The sequence below is a fragment of the Streptomyces sp. NPDC032161 genome (assembly GCF_040636995.1).
In the GTDB taxonomy this organism is placed as follows: Bacteria; Actinomycetota; Actinomycetes; order Streptomycetales; family Streptomycetaceae; genus Streptomyces.
In genome coordinates this window covers 904314-922594 of sequence record NZ_JBEZVN010000002.1, presented here as the reverse complement: position 1 = coordinate 922594, position 18281 = coordinate 904314, and the positions used below count along the sequence as shown (strand labels likewise).

Annotated in this window: 15 protein-coding genes and 2 tRNA genes; 12 read left to right on the top strand and 5 right to left on the bottom strand. The window is 70.6% G+C overall.

Annotation, left to right across the window (positions count from 1 at the left end):
* The first annotated feature begins 61 nt into the window (after positions 1 to 61).
* Together AB0E67_RS09805 and AB0E67_RS09800 are read left to right on the top strand one after the other, a co-directional pair.
* On the top strand, positions 62 to 550 hold the full coding sequence (locus tag AB0E67_RS09805) for a ribose-5-phosphate isomerase (protein WP_073783026.1): 489 nt from the start codon (positions 62 to 64) through the stop codon (positions 548 to 550).
* A gap of 151 nt (positions 551 to 701) precedes the next feature.
* A complete protein-coding gene (locus tag AB0E67_RS09800) occupies positions 702 to 1511 on the top strand; it encodes a DNA-formamidopyrimidine glycosylase family protein (protein WP_362023237.1) in 810 nt (269 codons plus the stop codon).
* 121 nt (positions 1512 to 1632) lie between these two features.
* Here AB0E67_RS09800 and AB0E67_RS09795 read toward each other — a convergent pair whose 3' ends face one another.
* Entirely contained in the window at positions 1633 to 2865 is a 1233-nt protein-coding gene (locus AB0E67_RS09795) for a GNAT family N-acetyltransferase (RefSeq protein WP_362023234.1), read from the bottom strand.
* 104 nt (positions 2866 to 2969) lie between these two features.
* Between AB0E67_RS09795 and AB0E67_RS09790 the strand changes: the two genes are divergently transcribed.
* Positions 2970 to 4115, top strand: a complete 1146-nt coding sequence (locus AB0E67_RS09790) for a PP2C family protein-serine/threonine phosphatase (RefSeq protein WP_351626519.1) — start codon at positions 2970 to 2972, stop codon at positions 4113 to 4115.
* A gap of 160 nt (positions 4116 to 4275) precedes the next feature.
* Here AB0E67_RS09790 and AB0E67_RS09785 read toward each other — a convergent pair whose 3' ends face one another.
* Complete coding sequence (locus AB0E67_RS09785; RefSeq protein WP_362023635.1) at positions 4276 to 5487, bottom strand: cation:proton antiporter; 1212 nt, start codon at positions 5485 to 5487, stop codon at positions 4276 to 4278.
* 378 nt (positions 5488 to 5865) lie between these two features.
* Between AB0E67_RS09785 and AB0E67_RS09780 the strand changes: the two genes are divergently transcribed.
* Genes AB0E67_RS09780 through AB0E67_RS09770 form a run of 3 tightly spaced genes read left to right on the top strand, consistent with a single transcriptional unit; the run spans position 5866 to position 9717 of the window.
* On the top strand, positions 5866 to 6708 hold the full coding sequence (locus AB0E67_RS09780; RefSeq protein ID WP_362023632.1) for an ABC transporter ATP-binding protein: 843 nt from the start codon (positions 5866 to 5868) through the stop codon (positions 6706 to 6708).
* Entirely contained in the window at positions 6708 to 9215 is a 2508-nt protein-coding gene (locus AB0E67_RS09775; RefSeq protein WP_362023231.1) for an FtsX-like permease family protein, read from the top strand. Before AB0E67_RS09780 ends, AB0E67_RS09775 begins: the two co-directional genes overlap by 1 nt.
* Positions 9216 to 9237: 22 nt before the next feature.
* A complete protein-coding gene (locus tag AB0E67_RS09770) occupies positions 9238 to 9717 on the top strand; it encodes an HD domain-containing protein (protein WP_362023229.1) in 480 nt (159 codons plus the stop codon).
* Positions 9718 to 9890: 173 nt separating this feature from the next.
* Here AB0E67_RS09770 and AB0E67_RS09765 read toward each other — a convergent pair whose 3' ends face one another.
* A complete protein-coding gene (locus tag AB0E67_RS09765) occupies positions 9891 to 11063 on the bottom strand; it encodes an acyltransferase family protein (protein ID WP_362023226.1) in 1173 nt (390 codons plus the stop codon).
* A gap of 569 nt (positions 11064 to 11632) precedes the next feature.
* Here AB0E67_RS09765 and AB0E67_RS09760 point away from each other — a divergent pair.
* Entirely contained in the window at positions 11633 to 11827 is a 195-nt protein-coding gene (locus tag AB0E67_RS09760) for a hypothetical protein (RefSeq protein WP_073783010.1), read from the top strand.
* Positions 11828 to 11931: 104 nt separating this feature from the next.
* On the opposite strand, the gene AB0E67_RS09755 is transcribed toward AB0E67_RS09760, so the two are convergent.
* Positions 11932 to 12005: transfer RNA gene (locus AB0E67_RS09755), tRNA-Gly, on the bottom strand.
* Positions 12006 to 12202: 197 nt separating this feature from the next.
* Here AB0E67_RS09755 and AB0E67_RS09750 point away from each other — a divergent pair.
* The 5 genes from AB0E67_RS09750 to clpX all read left to right on the top strand — a co-directional run bounded on the left by AB0E67_RS09750 (position 12203) and on the right by clpX (position 17087).
* Positions 12203 to 12279, top strand: a tRNA-Pro gene (locus AB0E67_RS09750).
* Between the two features lie 232 nt (positions 12280 to 12511).
* Complete coding sequence (gene tig / locus AB0E67_RS09745; protein ID WP_362023223.1) at positions 12512 to 13948, top strand: trigger factor; 1437 nt, start codon at positions 12512 to 12514, stop codon at positions 13946 to 13948.
* 296 nt (positions 13949 to 14244) lie between these two features.
* Complete coding sequence (locus tag AB0E67_RS09740) at positions 14245 to 14850, top strand: ATP-dependent Clp protease proteolytic subunit (RefSeq protein WP_362023629.1); 606 nt, start codon at positions 14245 to 14247, stop codon at positions 14848 to 14850.
* A gap of 78 nt (positions 14851 to 14928) precedes the next feature.
* Complete coding sequence (locus AB0E67_RS09735; protein WP_351522557.1) at positions 14929 to 15612, top strand: ATP-dependent Clp protease proteolytic subunit; 684 nt, start codon at positions 14929 to 14931, stop codon at positions 15610 to 15612.
* A 176-nt stretch (positions 15613 to 15788) separates the two neighbouring features.
* Positions 15789 to 17087, top strand: coding sequence for an ATP-dependent Clp protease ATP-binding subunit ClpX (clpX, locus tag AB0E67_RS09730; protein WP_362023220.1), 1299 nt, complete (start codon positions 15789 to 15791; stop codon positions 17085 to 17087).
* Between the two features lie 69 nt (positions 17088 to 17156).
* Here the strand turns inward: clpX and AB0E67_RS09725 are convergent, their stop codons facing one another.
* Entirely contained in the window at positions 17157 to 18182 is a 1026-nt protein-coding gene (locus tag AB0E67_RS09725) for a hypothetical protein (protein WP_362023626.1), read from the bottom strand.
* Between the last annotated feature and the right edge of the window lie 99 nt (positions 18183 to 18281).

Here is an 18281-nt window from a genome sequence, read left to right as displayed (position 1 = left end):
AGGCCACCGTGACATGACCCCGATGACGGCTGTCCGGCGCCGCTCGTGCCACACTCGGAACATGCGCGTGTACCTCGGCTCGGACCATGCCGGCTATGAACTCAAGAACCACCTCGTCGAGTGGCTGACGGCCCAGGGCCACGAGGCCGTCGACTGCGGCCCCCACATCTACGACGCCCAGGACGACTACCCGCCGTTCTGCCTGCGTGCCGCCGAGCGGACGGCCGCGGACCCGGACGGCCTCGGCATCGTGATCGGTGGCTCCGGCAACGGCGAGCAGATCGCCGCCAACAAGGTCAAGGGCGTGCGTGCCGCGCTCGCCTGGAGCGAGCAGACCGCCGCCCTGGGCCGCGAGCACAACAACGCCAACGTGGTCGCCATCGGTGGCCGGATGCACTCGCTGGACGAGGCCACCAAGTTCGTCGAGATCTTCCTGGCCACCCCGTACTCCGGCGAGGAGCGCCACACCCGCCGCATCGAGATGCTGACGGCGTACGAGACGACCGGCGAACTCCCGCCGATCCCCGCCCACCACCCGCAGCAGGGCTGACCGACGACCGCCCCTGTGCCGCCGGAGCCCCCGGCGGCACAGCCGTGTCCGGCCCGTCGCGCCGCTCGCCGCCGGCGACGTCATCACCGCCGCCGACGGCACCGCCACTGTCTCAGCGCTACCGCCACTGTCACCGAGGAGAGCCGCCGCAGTGCCCGAGGGACACACGATCCACCGCCTCGCGGCGGACCACCGGGACAGGTTCGCCGGGCGGCCGGTACGGGTGAGCAGCCCGCAGGGCAAGTTCTCCGACAGCGCCGCGCTGCTCGACGGCCGGACCTTCACCGGCGTCGACGCCCACGGCAAGCACCTCTTCCTAGGCTTCGGGGACCTCGGCTGGGTCCACATCCACCTGGGCCTCTTCGGCAAGCTCGGCTTCGGGACCACCCCGGCCCCGCCGCCCACCGACACGGTCCGGCTGCGCCTGGTGAACGACGACCACCACGCGGATCTGCGCGGCCCCACCACCTGCGCCCTGATCACCGAACCCGAGAAGCGCGCGATACACGACCGCCTCGGCCCGGACCCGCTGCGGACCGACGAGGACGGCGAGCGGGCCTGGCGGCGGATCTCCCGCAGCCGGATCACGGTCGCCGCCCTGCTGATGGACCAGAAGGTCATCGCGGGCGTCGGCAACGTGTACCGCGCGGAGGTGCTGTTCCGTCACGGCATCGACCCCTACCGCCGGGGCAAGGACCTGCGGCGCGCCGAGTGGGACGCGATCTGGGCCGACCTGGTGGCGCTGATGCGCGAGGGCGTGCGGAACAACCGGATCGACACGGTCCGTCCCGAGCACACCCCGGAGGCCATGGGCCGCCCGCCGCGCGTCGACGACCACGGCGGCGAGGTGTACGTGTACCGCAGGGCCCGGCAGTCCTGCCACATCTGTGGCGGCGAGATCCGCACCGCCGATCTCGCCGCCCGCAACCTCTTCTGGTGTCCGGGCTGCCAACGGGCCTGAGAGCCTGTCGGGTGACCTCCCACGAGCCGGAGCCCCCCGGAAGGGGCTGTCCCGGAAGGGGCCGTCCCGGAACCGCCGGGTCAGTACCCCGGGGCGAAAGCCCCGGGTACGGCACCCCGGTTCAGAACCCCCGGGGCAGCCACGGCGCCACGTCCGACGAGAACGCCGTCGACGCCTCCGCCAGCGCGCCCGGCCGCAGCTCCCGCACCCGTCCGGCGCGCGCCAGCGCCGTCAGGGACTCGCCACCCAGATACACCGAGCCCAACTCCCGTACCGACAGCGCGAGGTCGGCCGGGTCCTCGGTCCGCCGACAGGTCGCCGCGCCCTTCGCGTCGCCCGTCAGCCGCCAACGCCCCGCGTTCCAGGGGCAGAACGTGTCCTCGACCTCGAACACCACGTCCACCGGCGCCCGGTACCTCCGCGCCTCCAGCGCCGCCCCCAGCTCCACCAGCCGTACGTAAAGCGAGTCCCGGAGCCGGACGTCGCACCGCCGCACGTCCGACACCAGATGCAGCACCGCGTCGTCCTCCGGCCGGTTCCGCGCCTCCACCGTCGACGTCAGGTCGATGTCGAAGACGAACCGCCACAGCGCCGCGTACGACGCCGGGTCCAGCGCGTCGAGATCGTTCACGACGACCGTGCCCCGGGGGCCCGCCATGTCCCAGTCGGGCTTGATGCGATACGTCACATAGCCGACGACCTCGCCGTCCAGCTCCGCCAGCACGCACTGCTGCGCGGAGGCCCCCTGACGTCCGCTCGGCGGATCGACCATCGGCTTGCGCTCCCAGCCGGGGCCGTGGGCGGGGGTGCCGGGACGACCGGGCACCAACTGCGCGTAGACGCTCTCGCACGCGGCCACCGCCTCGTCCGGCCGCGCGTGACGCAGCCGCACCGCGTCGGTGCCCTCCGGCACCGTCAGCCGCACCCGGTCCGTGTCGATCGTCAGGGACATCTGTCGGCTGGCCGCCCCGTAGCCGAACCGGCCGTAGATCACGGGCTCCGACGCCGTCAGAACGGCGAACGGCTCACCCAGCGCCCGGACGTCGTCGAGCTGCCGGCGCATCATGGAGGTCAGCAGCCCGCGCCTGCGGTGCGTGGACGCGACGCTCACCATCGTGACCCCGGCGGCGGGCACCAGCGCCCCGCCCGGCACGGCGACCCGGAAGCTGAACGCCCCCGCCGTGGCGACCACGTCGGAACCGTCCCAGATGCCGAGCGACCGCTCGGGCTCGGTCAGTTGCTCGTCCAGCTCACGCTGTTCCGGTGGCTCCGCGACTCCGCCGAACGCGAGTTCCAGGGACTCGAACCATTGGTTCCACTCGGAGGGGCGCAGTACGCGAAGCTCGGTCGTCATGATTCATACCTATCAGGGGCGCAGCACCTGGTCGACCCGATTTCGAACGCATTGTCACGGGGTCCCCCTGCACCGGAAGCCGTCGGGTGGATAGGGTCCCCGCAATGGCCCGTCGCGCAGGAGCAGAGACGTACCCGGCCCGATTGCGGAAATCGGTGCACCGGGCGCGCATCGCGCTGCGCAAAGCCGGGGTCGACTACTTCCGGGGCGACGGGGCCGACTGGATCGCGCTGGCCGGTCTGCTGCTCACCGTTCCGGCCATCACCTGCGCCACCCTGCTGAACCCTGTGTGGTTCTCACCGGCGGCGCTCGGCCTGCCGATCGTGGCGGGAGGTCTGCTGCTGCGCCCCGCGAGCCTGCTCGGCGTCTACGCGACCGCCGCCCTGGCCCTGATCGTGGAGTCGCTCGGACTCGGCCCGTACGAGGACGGTCCGGCCCGGGTGACGCCCGGCATCGTCCTGGTGGTCGCGGCCTGCGGCTTCTTCGGGCTGGTCCTCGCCCAGTTCCGGGCGAGGGTCGGGGTGCCGTGGCGACGCGGCAGCACCATGCTCTTCGACCTGCGTGAACGCATCCGGGTGCAGAGCGCCCTGCCCCGGCTTCCGCAGGGCTGGCACCGCGAGATGGCGCTGCGTCCGGCGGGCGGGCAGTCCTTCTCCGGCGACTTCGTGGTCGCGGCCCGTACGAACGGCGGCCGGACCCTGGAGGCCGTCCTCACCGACGTGTCCGGCAAGGGCATGGACGCGGGCTCGCGCGCCCTGCTGCTGTCCGGCGCCTTCGGCGGTCTCCTCGGCTCGCTGCCCCCGCACGGCTTCCTGCCCGCGGCCAACGGCTATCTGCTGCGCCAGGACTGGGAGGAGGGCTTCGCCACCTCGATCCATCTGGTCCTGGACCTCGAATCGGGCGACTACGAACTCTTCTCCGCGGGGCACCCGCCGGCCCTGCAACTCCACTCGGGCAGCGGCCAGTGGGAGGAGAAGGCCGCCGAGGGTCCGCTCCTCGGGGTCTACGACGGGGCGCAGTTCGACGCCGTGAAGGGCTCGCTGGCCCCCGGTGACGTGCTGATGCTGTTCACCGACGGCCTGGTGGAGGCGTCCGACCGTGACATCGCGGAGGGCATCGACCGGCTGACCGGCGAGGCCGACCGCCATGTCACGACCGGATTCGAGGGCGCGGCCTGGCATCTGATCGAGGCGTGCGCCAAGGACGTCAACGACGACCGGGCGCTGCTGCTGCTGTCGCGGACCGCCTGACCCCGCCGTCGGCGCCCGGTACCGGACGGGCCGTCCGAGCCGGGCGCACCCCGAGCCGTAGGCGTACGGCACCCGAGCGGTCCGCGGCCCGCGCGCCGGGCCCGGCGGTCCGGGCACCGGCCCGGCACCCGCCGACGAACCGGCCGCCCGCTCGTACGTCTCAGGCCGGGACCGGGACCTCTTCGGTGCTGTCGTCGCCACGACCACCGCCGCTGCCCTGGTCCGGACCCCGGTCCCGGCCGCCCGGCAGGAGGCGGGCCAGCCAGTGCGAGCGTCCGGCGGCCAGCGGCGACAGGACCGCGAGGACGAGCACGTAACCGGCGATGAACGGCGGGAGCCGTTCGTCCAGCCCCGCGCCCGCGGCCATCGTGGCGAGGATCAGGGCGAACTCGCCGCGGGCCGTCAGCGTGGTCGAGATGTTCGCCGCGGCCTGCGCGCCGAAGCCGTAGACACGTGCCGAGACCATGCCGGAGAGCACGTTCATCACCACGGTCAGCACCACGGCGGCCAGCACCGGCCACAGCACGCCCGGCAGGTCGCCGGGGTTGATGGACAGCCCGAAGGCGAAGAAGAAGATCGCCCCGAAGGCGTCGCGCAGCGGATGGACCAGCTTGAGGATGCGCCCGCCGGACGTCGTGCTGCCGAGCATCAGACCCATCATGAACGCGCCGATCGCGTCCGCGACCCCGAACCATTCGGACACCCCGGCGACGAGCACGGCGGCACCGAGGAAGGAGATGACGAGCAGCTCGTCGTCCGAGGTGTGGATGAGCCTGCTGACGAGCTTCGTGCCGAACCGGGCGCTGAGCGCCAGGAGCAGCAGGAAGCCGAACGCCTTGCCCCCGTCGAGAAGCGCGGCGCCGAGGCTGTCCGAACGCGACAGGATCGGCTGGAGCGCGGCGAGGTAGAGGGCGAGGAAGATGTCGTCGACCACGATGATGCCGAGGATCGTCTTGGTCTCCGGGCTCCCCAGACGCCTCGTGTCGACGAGGATCTTGGTCACGATGGCCGACGAGGAGATGCCGATGACCCCGGCCATGACCAGGGCCTCCGAGGTGCCCCAGCCCAGCGCGAAGCCGAATCCGAGCCCGGCCCCCACGTTCAGGAGCAGGTAGACGGAGCCCGCGACGACCATCTTGCGGCCGCCTGCCTTGAGGTCGTCGAGGTGGAATTCGAGGCCGAGGTAGAAGAGCAGCAGCACCAGGCCGAGTGCCGAGAGCATCTCCAGGTCGTGCGGGTCGGCGACCAGCACGATGCCTGGGGTGTGCGGGCCGAGCAGGATCCCGGCCAGGATGAACAGGGGAATGGTCGGCAGTCCGATGCGGCTGCCGACACGGGCGAGAACGGCGGCGGCGAGGAAGGCGCCGCCCATGGCGATGAGCGTGTCTGCGTGTCCGATGAGCCTGATCCTTCTTCGGGTCAAGAGAGCGTCAAGGATTCGTCAGTAATTAGTTTACCGAACAATTGACGTTGTAACTATGGCCCGGGCTCCCGATCGCTGACCTCGGGTTTGCCCCACCCCCGATCCGCCAGTAGCCGCCATGGTCCGCGCCTGCCCCATGTCCGTACGTTCGAATCGCCGGCCGGAGAAGCGGCCGGTGAGCAACGGAAGGCGGACATCATGGCGCTGCGACGCACCAGGCAGGGCGCGCAGAAGCGGGACGAGCAGAACGCGTGGGACGAGCGGGGCGTGCGGAGCGGCGGCAGGGAATTCACCGACGGCACGGAGCCGGCGTACCGCACGGACCTCATGGGCCGCTCGGAGTCCGCGGACGTCACCGACCGCCCGGACCGCACGGAGTTCGCGGTCGAACTGCGCGGTGTCCGGCGGCAGTACGGCCGGGGCAAGGCGGCCGTGCACGCCCTGCGGGGCATCGACCTCGCCCTCCCGCGCTCCGGCTTCACCGCCGTCATGGGCCCCTCCGGCTCCGGGAAGTCGACCTTCCTGCAGTGCGCGGCCGGGCTCGACCGCCCCACCGCCGGCTCCGTCCGCCTCGGCGGCACCGAGATCACCGGGATGAAGGAGAACCGCCTCACCGAACTGCGACGCACCCGTCTCGGCTTCGTCTTCCAGGCGTTCAACCTGCTCCCGTCCCTGACGGTCGAGCAGAACGTCCTGCTGCCCCTGCGCCTGGCCGGACAGCGCACCGGTGGCGCCGGCAGCCGCCGCGCCGCGGCCGAGATGCTCGCCGCGGTGGGCCTCGGCGACAAGGGGGCCCGCCGCCCCGGCGAACTCTCGGGCGGCCAGCAGCAGCGCGTCGCCGTCGCCCGCGCCCTGATCACCCGCCCCGACGTGATCTTCGCGGACGAGCCGACCGGCGCACTCGACACCACCACCGCCGCCGAGATCCTCGGCCTGCTCCGGCACGCGGTGGACGTCCTTGGCGCCACCGTGGTCATGGTCACCCACGACCCGGCCGCCGCCGCCTGGGCCGACCGGGTCCTCTTCCTGGCCGACGGGTCGATCGTGGACAGCCTGCCGCGCGCCGACGCCGCACGGATCGCCGCCCGGCTGACCGCGCTGACCACGGCGACCGCGCCGGCCGCCCAGGGCGACGCCACCGCCCGCGCCCGTGCGGGAGCGGCGGCCTGATGTTCATTCCACGCGTTCCCAACGGCCTCGCCCGCGCGGCCGTCCGCTTCAGGCCCGCGGCGTTCGTCGGCACGTTCGTCGCCCTCCTGCTGGCCGCCGCGATCGTCTCCGCCTGCGGCATCCTGCTGGAGACCGGCCTGCGCGCCTCCGTCCCCGCCGACCGCTACGCGAAGGCACCCGTCGTGGTCGCCGCCGACCAGCGGGTCCACATGACGATCGGAAGCGGCGAGAGCGAGGTCGACCTGGGCGCGCTCGTACCGGACACCGCACGACTCCCCGAGTCCCTGGTGGACAGGGCGGCCTCGGTCCCCGGCGCGGCCACCGCGATCGGCGACGTCGGCTACCCCGTACGCCGGGACGGCGCCCCCCTCACCGCCCACGGCTGGGGCTCCGCCGCCCTCACCGGCACCCGGCTGCTCACCGGCGAGGCCCCCCGCACCGGCGAGGTCGTCGTCCCCGCCGGCACCGGGGCGCGGGTCGGCGACACCCTCGCCCTCGACACCCCCGCGGGCGCCGGGAGGTTCCGCGTCTCGGGCACCGCCGACGCCCCGGCCACCACCGAGAACGGCGGCGGAACCGGAACCGTCTGGTTCGGCGACCGCGAGGCCGTGAGGCTGTCCGGCCACCCTGGCCGGGTCGACGCCATCGCCGTGCTCGCCGCCCCCGGCACCGACAGCGAAGCCCTCGCCGACCGGGTACGCGCGAGCGTCGGCCACACCGCCGGGGCCCGGGTCCACACCGGCGACGACCGCGGAGGCGTCGAGGACCCGGGCCTCGCGAACGCCGAGGAACTCCTCATCGCGCTCGGCGGCTCCTTCGGCGGCGTCGCGACCACGGTCGCCGTCTTCACCGCCGCCGGCACGGTCGCTCTCTCCGTCGGCCAGCGCAGGCGCGAATTCGCCATGCTGCGTGCCATCGGGGCCACCCCCGGCCAGCTGCGCCGCGCCATCGCCTGCGAGTCGCTGCTCATCGCGCCGCTCGCCGGAGCACTCGGCTGCCTGCCCGGAACCGTCCTGGCCCACTGGTGGTTCGGGCAGCTCCGGGACAAGGGCGCCGTCCCCGAGGCGGTCGTCCTGCACGTGTCCTGGCTGCCGCTGTCCATCGCCACGGCCACCACCATGCTCACCGCGCTCGCCGCCGGTTACTTCGCCGCCCGCCGCCCGTCCCGGACCCAACCCGGGCTCGCCCTCGCGCAGTCCGCGGTCGAACAGCCGCCGTACGGCTGGATCCGGACCCCGCTCGGCATCGCCGCGCTCGTCGGCGGCATCGCCCTCGCCGGTGTCGCGGGGGCCGACAGCGGCGAGGACGCGGCGAACGCCGCGCTCGGCGTCGTCATGCTCTTCATGCTCGCCGTCGGCCTGCTCGGCCCGCTGATCGCACGGCTCTGCGCCGTCGTCATCGGCCTCCCGCTGCGCGGTGCCGGTGCCTCCGGCTCGCTGGCCGCCGCCAACTCCCGTACGAACTCCCGGCGACTGGCCTCCGCGATCACCCCGATCGTGCTCGCCATGGCCTTCTCCTCCACGCTCGTGTTCATGCACACCAGCGAGGAGCGGGTGATCGCGCACCAGCAGCGCGACGCCGTCATCGCCGACCACGTCGTCACCGCCCCCGGGGGACTCGCCTCCGACGCCACCGCACGTGCCACCGCCGTCCCGGGGGTCTCCACCGCCGTCGGCCTGCTCCGCACCTCCGTCCTGGTGACCACCGGCTCGGGCGAGGGACGCATGATGAGCAGCAGTTCCGCGCAGGGCGTGATCGGCACCGGCGAGGAGCTGGCCGAGGTCCAGGACCTCGACGTCCGGACCGGCTCGCTCGACGGCCTGCGCCCCGGCACCGTGGCCATCGACACCACCCTCGCCGACTCCGCAGGCCGGACGACGGGCGACCGCCTCGAACTGCGCCTCCCGGACGGCACCCGGACGACCCCGAAGATCGTCGCCGTCTACGGCCGCGGCCTGGGCACCAGCCTCGTCACGCTCCCCGCCGCGGACCTCGAAACCCGCGTCACCGCGCCGTACGCCTCCGAACTGCTGGTGCGGGCCACCCCCGCCGCGGCGCGGAAGCTCGCCGCGCTCGGCACCGTCACCGACGCCTCCGGCTACGCCGCCGCGCGGGACCGCGACCGCGAGTTCAACGCCTGGGCCAACACCGTCATGGCCGCGGTCCTCGGCGGATTCGCCGCCGTCGCCGCCGTCAACACCCTGGTGATGACCGTGCTCGACCGCCGCCGCGAACTGACCCTGCTCCGCCTCGTCGGCTCCACCCGCCGCCAGATCATGGGCATGATCCGCTGGGAGGCACTGCTCGTCACCGTGGCCGGGGCCGGGCTCGGCACCGCCATCGCACTGGCCACGCTGAATCCGATGATGAAGGGGCTGACCGGTGAACCCCCGTACGTCCCTCCGGTGTTGTACGGGACCTTCGTCGCAGTGACTCTCGGGCTCGGGCTCGCCGCCGCGACGATCCCGGCCCGGGCGGCCCTGCGCGGGGCGGCCGCCCGGCCCTAGGGCTCTGTCCTAGAGTCGGGTCATGACCACGCCACGCAGAAACCTGGACCTGGCCGAAGTCGAGGCGATCGCCCGCGCCGCCCACCGCACGCAGACGGACAAGGCCGGACGCCCCTACGCGGAACACCTTCACGCCGTCGCCGAGGGGGTCCGGGCCAGGGGCGGAACCGACGAACAGATCGCCGCCGCCTGGCTGCACGACGCCGTCGAGGACGAGGTCCTGTCGGAGGAATGGCTGGCCGGGGCCGCACTTCCGCAGCAGGTCAAGGACATGGTCCTCGCCGTCACCAAGCGCGACGGCGAGGACCTCGGCGCGTACACCCGGCGCATTCTCGACACCCCGGGCGCCCTGCTGATCAAGGAGTCCGACCTGGCGCACAACGCGGATCCGGTCCGCCTCGCCGTACTGGAACCGGCGACCCGTACCCGGCTGACCGAAAAGTATGCACACGTCCGGCGACTGCTCGGCCTCACCTCGGGCGAATCGCCCACCATGCACTGAATTCAAGCCAACGTGGCGAGGACTGATCCCGGAGAAGGAGCCGATCCCGCGAGCGACCGCCCCCGGCACGGAACCGATCGCTGACAAGGAGCCGGTCCGGAACGGTGAACCGGTCCGGGGCGGTGAACGGGTCCGGGGCGAGGCGTTCGCCCCGAGGACCCGTCCGTACCGCATCAGCGTCCGGGACCGCCCCGCCGGAACGCCCACTCCATCCCCGGCTCGGTCACCGGGCGCAGCAGCCGCCGCACCGGAGGCGTGCACATCAGCGTCACCGCACCGGCCGCCGCCACGGAGACGAGCACCAGCCCGGCGGGCGACGACAGCCAGTCGTAGGCGTCGAACAGCCCGGCGTATCCGGCGCCCTTGACCAGGAAACCGTGCAGCAGATAGCCGCAGATGGTCCCGGCGCCCAGCACCGTGAACCAGGTGCGACGGCGCGGCACCAGGGACAGGAAGGCGACGGTGAGCAACAGCGCACAGCCGAACATGAGCAGGGTCATCACGGCGCCCGACCACCACGGAGCGCCCATCTCCTGCGCGCTGTTGCTGCGGTAGAACCAGCCCAGCTGCATCCGCGGCGCCGCCCAGTACGCGAACACCGCGGCCGCGGCGAACACGGCCGGGGCGAGCATCCGCACCTCGCGCCGGCGCACCAGGTCGAAGTGCTCGGGCCTCAGCCGGAGACCGAGCACGAAGAACGGCAGGAACTGGAGCACGCGTTGGAGGTCGAGATCGTCGCCGATGGTCGGTGAGAAGGAGGCGAGCACGGCGACGACGAGCGCCACCGGAAGCGGATGGCGCAGCGACTGCCACAGCGGTGTGGTGAGGCGCCAGACGAACAGGGCGACCAGGAACCAGGTGAGGTACCAGGGGTCGACCAGGCTGATCGGATGATCGGGAGTGTCGTCCGCGTATCGCTTGAACAGTGAATACGCCGTCTCGAACACCACGTACGGCACGGCGACTCCGGTGACCAGACGCTTCACCTTGGCGGCCGACATGTCGAACGAGCGGGAGAAATATCCGGAGACGACGATGAACGCCGGCATGTGAAAGGTGTACGCGACCATGTACAGCGCGCGGGCGGTCCGGCTTCCCTCCATCACCGGTTCCCACGCGTGTGCCATCGCCACGAGCACGATGGCGAGATATTTGACGTTGTCGAAGTAGGGATCCCGCTTCTTCGTCGGAGCCGCCGCCGGATTCCCGTGCGGGGCCGTCGCGGGATCGGCCGTCGCGGTACCGGCCGCTGTCGCAGAGGAAATCGGCCCTTGGTGTCTGGGCTCCGACTCCCGGGTCGCCGATGGGAGCGGGGCCCTCTGAAATACGTTCGGAGCTTGGAACATCCAAAGCACCATAGACGCCCCGATCGTAATTCGTAAAACCGCCTGCTGGAATTACATGTCCGCGTCCACTCGCTGGCGAAACCGCGGAGTACTGCCTGATATGCCCGTATTTATCCCCCTTGAGCGGGGCATATGGAAGACTCTTTGGTGGGGAGAATTTCGCGGTGCGCGAATCTGAGAATTGCATGTGAATGAAGTGTGCGGATGCGGAAACCATTATGTTCATGCGCTGTTGTGATTTCCCGACTCGCGGGTGATTCGGTACACAGGTGATTCGGCGCAGAGGCGATTCGGCGCGCAGACGATTCGACGCACAGGCGATTCACAGGGGCGCGGGCTCGTGGCCGGATCACCGCGGTGTGGGGCCCGTGCGGCTTGGGGCCCGTGCGGCTGTGCACCCGAGGGCGCACGTGAGGCGCGGGGGCGCAAGGGTGGCGTGATCCTGTCAGTGCGATCCGTCACTCGGCGGCGGCCGGAGGGGAGTTGATGGCACGATGGACGGATCGGAGGGGTGCTCGGCCGCACGCCTCCGGGCCGGCAAGGCGGACCGACCGAGGGTGTGATCAGTTGTGGCCATTTCGCTGTCTGTGGTGCTGATGTTGGCGATCGTCCTGGTGGTCATGATCCGAGGCGGATCCATCAAGGCCGGCCCCGCGGTCGTCGCCGCCCTCTTCGGCTTCTTCCTCGCCTCGACCGGCCTGGCGCCGACGATCCAGCGCTTCATGGACTCGATAGCGCACACCATCAACCAGATCAGCTTCTGACCCCGCCACGGTCCGCATCCCGGCCCCGAGGGCAATCGCGGGCGCGGACGGTTCCGACGCGAAGGGCCCGGTCCGACGAGATCTCGTCGGACCGGGCCCGGGCGTGGAGCGGGCGACGGGAATCGAACCCGCGTAGCTAGTTTGGAAGACTAGGGCTCTACCATTGAGCTACGCCCGCATACGTCGCACCGCTGGTCCGGTGACCGGCGGCACGAGAAGCATCGTAGCGGGTCGTGGGAGCTGCCCGCACACCTGATAGCCGCTCCTCCGGTCGTCGCGTCCGGAACGCGACCCGCGCCAGCCGCCCGTTGCGAGCCGCTCGGGCAAAGCGGCCGATGCACCGCCTGTCTGCATGTACCCTACGTGTCGCACCGACGGGGTGTGGCGCAGCTTGGTAGCGCGTCCGCTTTGGGAGCGGAAGGTCGTCGGTTCGAATCCGGCCACCCCGACCACCGGCACGTACACGGACCACCCGGCAAGATCACGGAACCACCGGCAGGACCGGCCGGGATCGCCCCGGCGGGATCGCGGAGCACGGCGAGAGCGCATTGTGGGAGTCCGTCTCCTTGCCGTTACTATGCAAAATGCGTGCCCGTGTGTCTGATGTACCGGGCTCGGTCCGCGAAGCCGCCTCCCGTGCGGCGGAGCAGAACCCCAAGAAGTCAGCCACAAGGAGACCGAACCGTGAAGAGCGCCGTGGAGACCCTGAACCCGACCCGGGTTCGGCTCACTGTCGAGGTGCCCTTCGAGGAGCTCAAGGACAGCCTCGACGCGGCGTACAAGAAGATCAACCAGCAGGTCACGGTGAAGGGCTTCCGCAAGGGCAAGATCCCCGCGCGGGTCATCGACCAGCGGTTCGGCCGCGGCGCGGTGCTGGAGGAGGCCGTCAACGACGCGCTTCCGAAGTTCTACACCGAGGCCGTCAACGAGGGTGAGCTCAACGTCCTCGGCCAGCCCGAGGTCGACATCACCGAGCTGAAGGACGGCGAGCTGCTGGCCTTCACCGCCGAGGTTGACGTACGCCCCGAGATCGAGATCCCGGACTACTCCGGCATCGAGGTCACCGTCGACGCCGTCGCGGTCGGCGACGAGGACGTCGAGAAGGCCGTGGAGCAGCTCCGCGAGCGCTTCGCCTCCACCAGCCCGGTCGAGCGCGCCGCCGCCGAGGGCGACGTCGTGACGGTCGACCTGCAGGCGAAGGTCGACGGCGAGGTCCTGGAGGACGGCATCGCCGAGGGTGTCTCGTACACCATCGGTTCCGGTGAGCTCCTCGACGGCATCGACGCCGCCGTCACCGGCCTGGAGGCGGGTGGCGAGGCCACCTTCACCTCCGAGCTGAAGGGCGGCTCGGCCGCCGGCAAGGAGGCCGAGGTCACCGTCAAGGTCACCGCCGTCGCCGCCCGTGAGCTCCCCGAGCTGGACGACGAGTTCGCCCAGATGGCGAGCGAGTTCGACACCCTCGACGAGCTGAAGGCGGACAGCCGCAAGCGCCTCGAGGAGAGCCGCCAGTACGAGCAGGCCACCCAGGCCCAGGAGCGCGTCCTGGACGCCCTGCTGGAGCTGGCCGAGGTCCCGATCCCGGAGAAGCTCCTGGCGGACGAGGTCCAGACCCGTCGGCACAACCTGGAGCACCACCAGCTCGGTCAGATGGGCCTGACCCTCGACAAGTACCTGGAGATCCAGGGCAAGACGGTCGAGGAGTTCGAGACCGAGACCTCCGAGCAGGCGGTCAAGGGCATCAAGACCCAGTTCCTCCTGGACGAGATCGTCAACAAGGAGAAGCTGAACGTCAACCAGGAGGAGCTCACCGAGCACCTCATGCGCCGTGCCGCCTCCTCCGGCATGAGCCCCGACCAGTTCGCCCAGGCGGTCGTCGAGGGCGGCCAGGTGCCGATGCTCGTCGGCGAGGTCGCCCGCGGCAAGGCGCTGGCCGTGGTCGTCGAGGCCGCCAAGGTCGTCGACACCAACGGTGAGACCGTCGACCTGGAGGACGAGGAGGAGGCCATCGAGACGGTCGAGGCCGCCGACGGCTCCGCCGAGGCCGTCGCCGAGGCAGCCACCGACGCCGCCGAGAAGGCGGAGGAGAAGACCGAGGCCGCCGCGGAGAAGAACGAGGCCTGAGCCTCGCATGATCCGTACGACGGGCTCCGGACGCTGTGCGTCCGGAGCCCGTCGGCTTCGACCGGCGGACCACCGGTCGAGGCCGTCGGCGGCAGGCGCGCGATGGCCCACAACCCTTGTGCGGACTGCGGAGCTTGCGCTCCCAGCGAACAGTTGGGGAAGCGGGATGGCGTTGTCCCACCTGCGCGTTAGGGTCCATGAATAGGAAGGGCAGGGGAGTCCCCGCCCACCCGGTACGAAGACGCTGAGACGGCCGGAGCCGTCAGAGACGAGCAGGTGGACACGTGACGAATCTGATGCCTTACGCCGCCGGAGAGCCGTCCATCGGTGGAGGACTCGGCGACCAGGTCTACAGCCGGCTGCTCGGCGAACGCATCATCTTCCTCGGCCAGCAGGTCGACGACGAGATCGCCAACAAGATCACCGCGCAGCTGCTTCTTCTCGCCGCCGAGCCGGACAAGGACATCTACCTCTACATCAACAGCCCCGGCGGCTCGGTGACGGCTGGCATGGCGGTCTACGACACCATGCAGTACATCCCGAACGACGTGGTCACCATCGGCATGGGCATGGCGGCCTCGATGGGCCAGTTCCTGCTGACCGGCGGTACCGCGGGCAAGCGCTTCGCGCTCCCGAACACCGACATCCTCATGCACCAGGGTTCGGCCGGCATCGGCGGTACGGCCTCCGACATCAAGATCCAGGCCCAGTACCTGCTGCGCACCAAGCAGCGGATGGCGGAGATCACCGCCCGACACTCCGGCCAGACGGTCGAGACGATCATCCGCGACGGCGACCGCGACCGCTGGTACACCGCGGAGGAGGCCAAGGAGTACGGCCTCATCGACGAGATCATCTCGTTCGCGTCGGGCGTTCCGGGCGGCGGCGGCACCGGCGCCTGATCCGGCACCCACCGGATCGGCTCCGCGCCGCGCGCACCTCTCGTACGCCGAGACACCCAGCCACAGAACGCCACCAGGATGGTGAACACCCACATGAACAACTTCCCCGGCGCCTCCGCGAGCGGCCTCTACACCGGCCCGCAGGTGGACAACCGCTACATCGTCCCGCGCTTCGTGGAGCGCACCTCGCAGGGCGTGCGCGAGTACGACCCGTACGCGAAGCTCTTCGAGGAGCGCGTGATCTTCCTCGGCGTGCAGATCGACGACGCCTCGGCCAACGACGTCATGGCCCAGCTGCTGTGCCTGGAGTCGATGGACCCGGACCGTGACATCTCCGTCTACATCAACAGCCCCGGCGGCTCGTTCACCGCGCTCACCGCGATCTACGACACGATGCAGTTCGTGAAGCCGGACATCCAGACCGTCTGCATGGGCCAGGCCGCCTCGGCCGCGGCCGTCCTGCTCGCCGCGGGCACGCCCGGCAAGCGGATGGCCCTGCCCAACGCGCGGGTGCTGATCCACCAGCCGTCCTCGCAGACCGGCCGTGAGCAGCTCTCCGACCTGGAGATCGCGGCCAACGAGATCCTGCGGATGCGCACCCAGCTGGAGGAGCTGCTGGCCAAGCACTCCACCACGCCGCTGGAGAAGATCCGCGACGACATCGAGCGCGACAAGATCCTGACCGCCGAGGACGCCCTCGCCTACGGTCTGATCGACCAGATCGTCTCGACCCGCAAGAGCACGGCCGGAGCGGCCGCCTGACGTCGGCCTTCAGCCCTTGGCGCGGCGGATTCGGGCGGTTTGATGACGCTTGGACCGCGCGAACCGCGTGAACCGCGCCAAGGGGGGCCCGAACGGGGGGCAAGGCAAGGTACCGTCGGATAGAGGCACCAGGAGCCGCTGAACCAAGCTGCTCCCAGGCGAAGGGGAAGCACCTCGTGGCACGCATCGGTGATGGCGGCGATCTGCTCAAGTGCTCGTTCTGCGGAAAGAGCCAGAAGCAGGTGAAGAAGCTCATCGCGGGACCCGGTGTGTACATCTGCGACGAGTGCATCGATCTCTGCAACGAGATCATCGAGGAGGAGCTCGCGGAGACCTCCGAGGTGCGGTGGGAGGAACTCCCCAAGCCGCGCGAGATCTACGAGTTCCTCGAGGGGTACGTCGTCGGGCAGGAGCCCGCGAAGAAGGCCCTCTCGGTCGCTGTGTACAACCACTACAAGCGGGTCCAGGCGGGCGAGAACGGCGGCGCGCAGGGCCGTGACGACGCCATCGAGCTGGCCAAGTCCAACATCCTTCTGCTGGGCCCCACGGGCTCCGGGAAGACGCTGCTCGCGCAGACCCTGGCCCGCATGCTCAACGTCCCGTTCGCCATCGCCGACGCGACGGCGCTGACGGAGGCCGGCTACGTCGGCGAGGACGTCGAGAACATCCTGCTCAAGCTGATCCAGGCGGCGGACTACGACGTCAAGAAGGCCGAGACCGGGATCATCTACATCGACGAGATCGACAAGGTCGCCCGCAAGAGCGAGAACCCGTCGATCACCCGTGACGTCTCCGGTGAGGGCGTCCAGCAGGCCCTGCTGAAGATCCTGGAGGGCACCACCGCCTCCGTCCCGCCGCAGGGCGGCCGGAAGCACCCGCACCAGGAGTTCATCCAGATCGACACGACGAACGTGCTGTTCATCGTGGGCGGTGCCTTCTCCGGGCTGGAGAGGATCATCGAGTCGCGCGCCGGCGCCAAGGGCATCGGCTTCGGTGCGACGATCCGCTCCAAGCGCGAGATCGAGGCGAGCGACCAGTTCCAGGAGGTCATGCCGGAGGACCTGGTGAAGTTCGGGATGATCCCGGAGTTCATCGGCCGTCTCCCCGTCCTCACCTCGGTCCACAACCTGGACCGCGAGGCGCTGCTCAAGATCCTGGTCGAGCCGCGTAACGCCCTGGTGAAGCAGTACCAACGTCTCTTCGAACTCGACGGTGTGGAGCTGGACTTCGACCGCCCGGCCCTGGAGGCCATCGCCGACCAGGCGATCCTGCGCGGCACGGGCGCGCGTGGCCTGCGGGCCATCATGGAGGAGGTCCTCCAGTCGGTGATGTACGAGGTGCCGTCCCGCAAGGACGTCGCCCGCGTCGTCATCACCGCGGACGTCGTCCGCGACAACGTGAACCCGACGCTGGTTCCGCGCGAGCCGCGCACGATCGGCAAGAACGACGGCGGACGCCACGAGAAGTCCGCGTAGCGGCCCGCATACCCGAGGGGCGCCCGGCAGATCCGTCTGCCGGGCGCCCCTCGTGGTGTCGTGGTGCGGTCAGAGCTTGGTGCGGGACGTGTTGTAGAGCTTGGCGGTCAGGGCGGCCAGCGAGTCCTGGGGCATACCCTTGCCGGCCATGGCGAGCTTCAGGTCGATGCCGACGACGGTGCCGACCGTGCTGTAGTCGGCCCAGACGCAGATGGGGACCGTGAACTCCTTGGGGCCGTTCTGGGGAGTGCCGTCGCCCTTCTTGTTGGTCACCTTCATGTCCTGGCACTTCATCAGGGCGCCCTTGAAGCCCGCCGGGGTGACCGCCCTGGGGCTGCCGTCGAGCTCGGCCTCCATGTCCTTGTCGTCCTTCTTGTACAGCGACTCGGCGTCGGTGAAGGCGCTGTTGATGACCTTCGCGGGGTCGGTGACCTCACCCCAGATGCCCGAGAAGGTCAGGGACTTCATGTTCGTCAGGTCGGTCTCGGAACCGGACTGGTACGAAGCGACGACCTGCTGGGGGTTCTCGATGCCCAGATTGTTGGCCCTGGTCTTGGCCTCGCCGGTCAGGGGGCCCTCGGTCCGTGCCGAGCCGGACGGGGCCTTCTTGTAGTCGTCCACCGACTCCGCCGCCGTGATCTTGTAGCCCTTGGTGGAGTCCGCGACATCGCTGTTGCTCGCGCCGCCGCTGCCCGACAGCACGAAGTACACCCCGCCGCCGATGACCGCGAGTGCCAGCACGATGCCGCCGACGACCAGGCCCGTCTTCTTCTTCGGCTGGGGCGGTGGTACCGGCATCTGGCCGCCGTACGGAGCCTGGCCGTACGGGGGAGTGGGCGGCTGCTGGCCGTAGGGGCCGGGCTGCTGGGGCTGCGGGTGGCCGTAGCCCGGCTGGGGCTGCTGCGGGGGGACGCCCTGCGGGCCCGGGGCCTGCTGCGGGTAGCCGTAACCGGGCTGGCCCTGCGGGGGCTGCCCGTAGGGACCCGGCTGCTGGCCGTACGGTCCGGGCCGGCCCTGCGGCGGCTGGGCCCCGTAGGGGTTGGGCTGACCCTGCGGAGGCTGCTGGCCGTACGGACCGGGCTGGTTGTGGCTCATGTGCGGTGTCCCCTGTTCGGAAGTGCTCACCGGAGGTGTTGTGATGCTTATGTGTTCCGAACATCCTGACGGAAAGGGCGCCCGTATGGGCGATCGGGT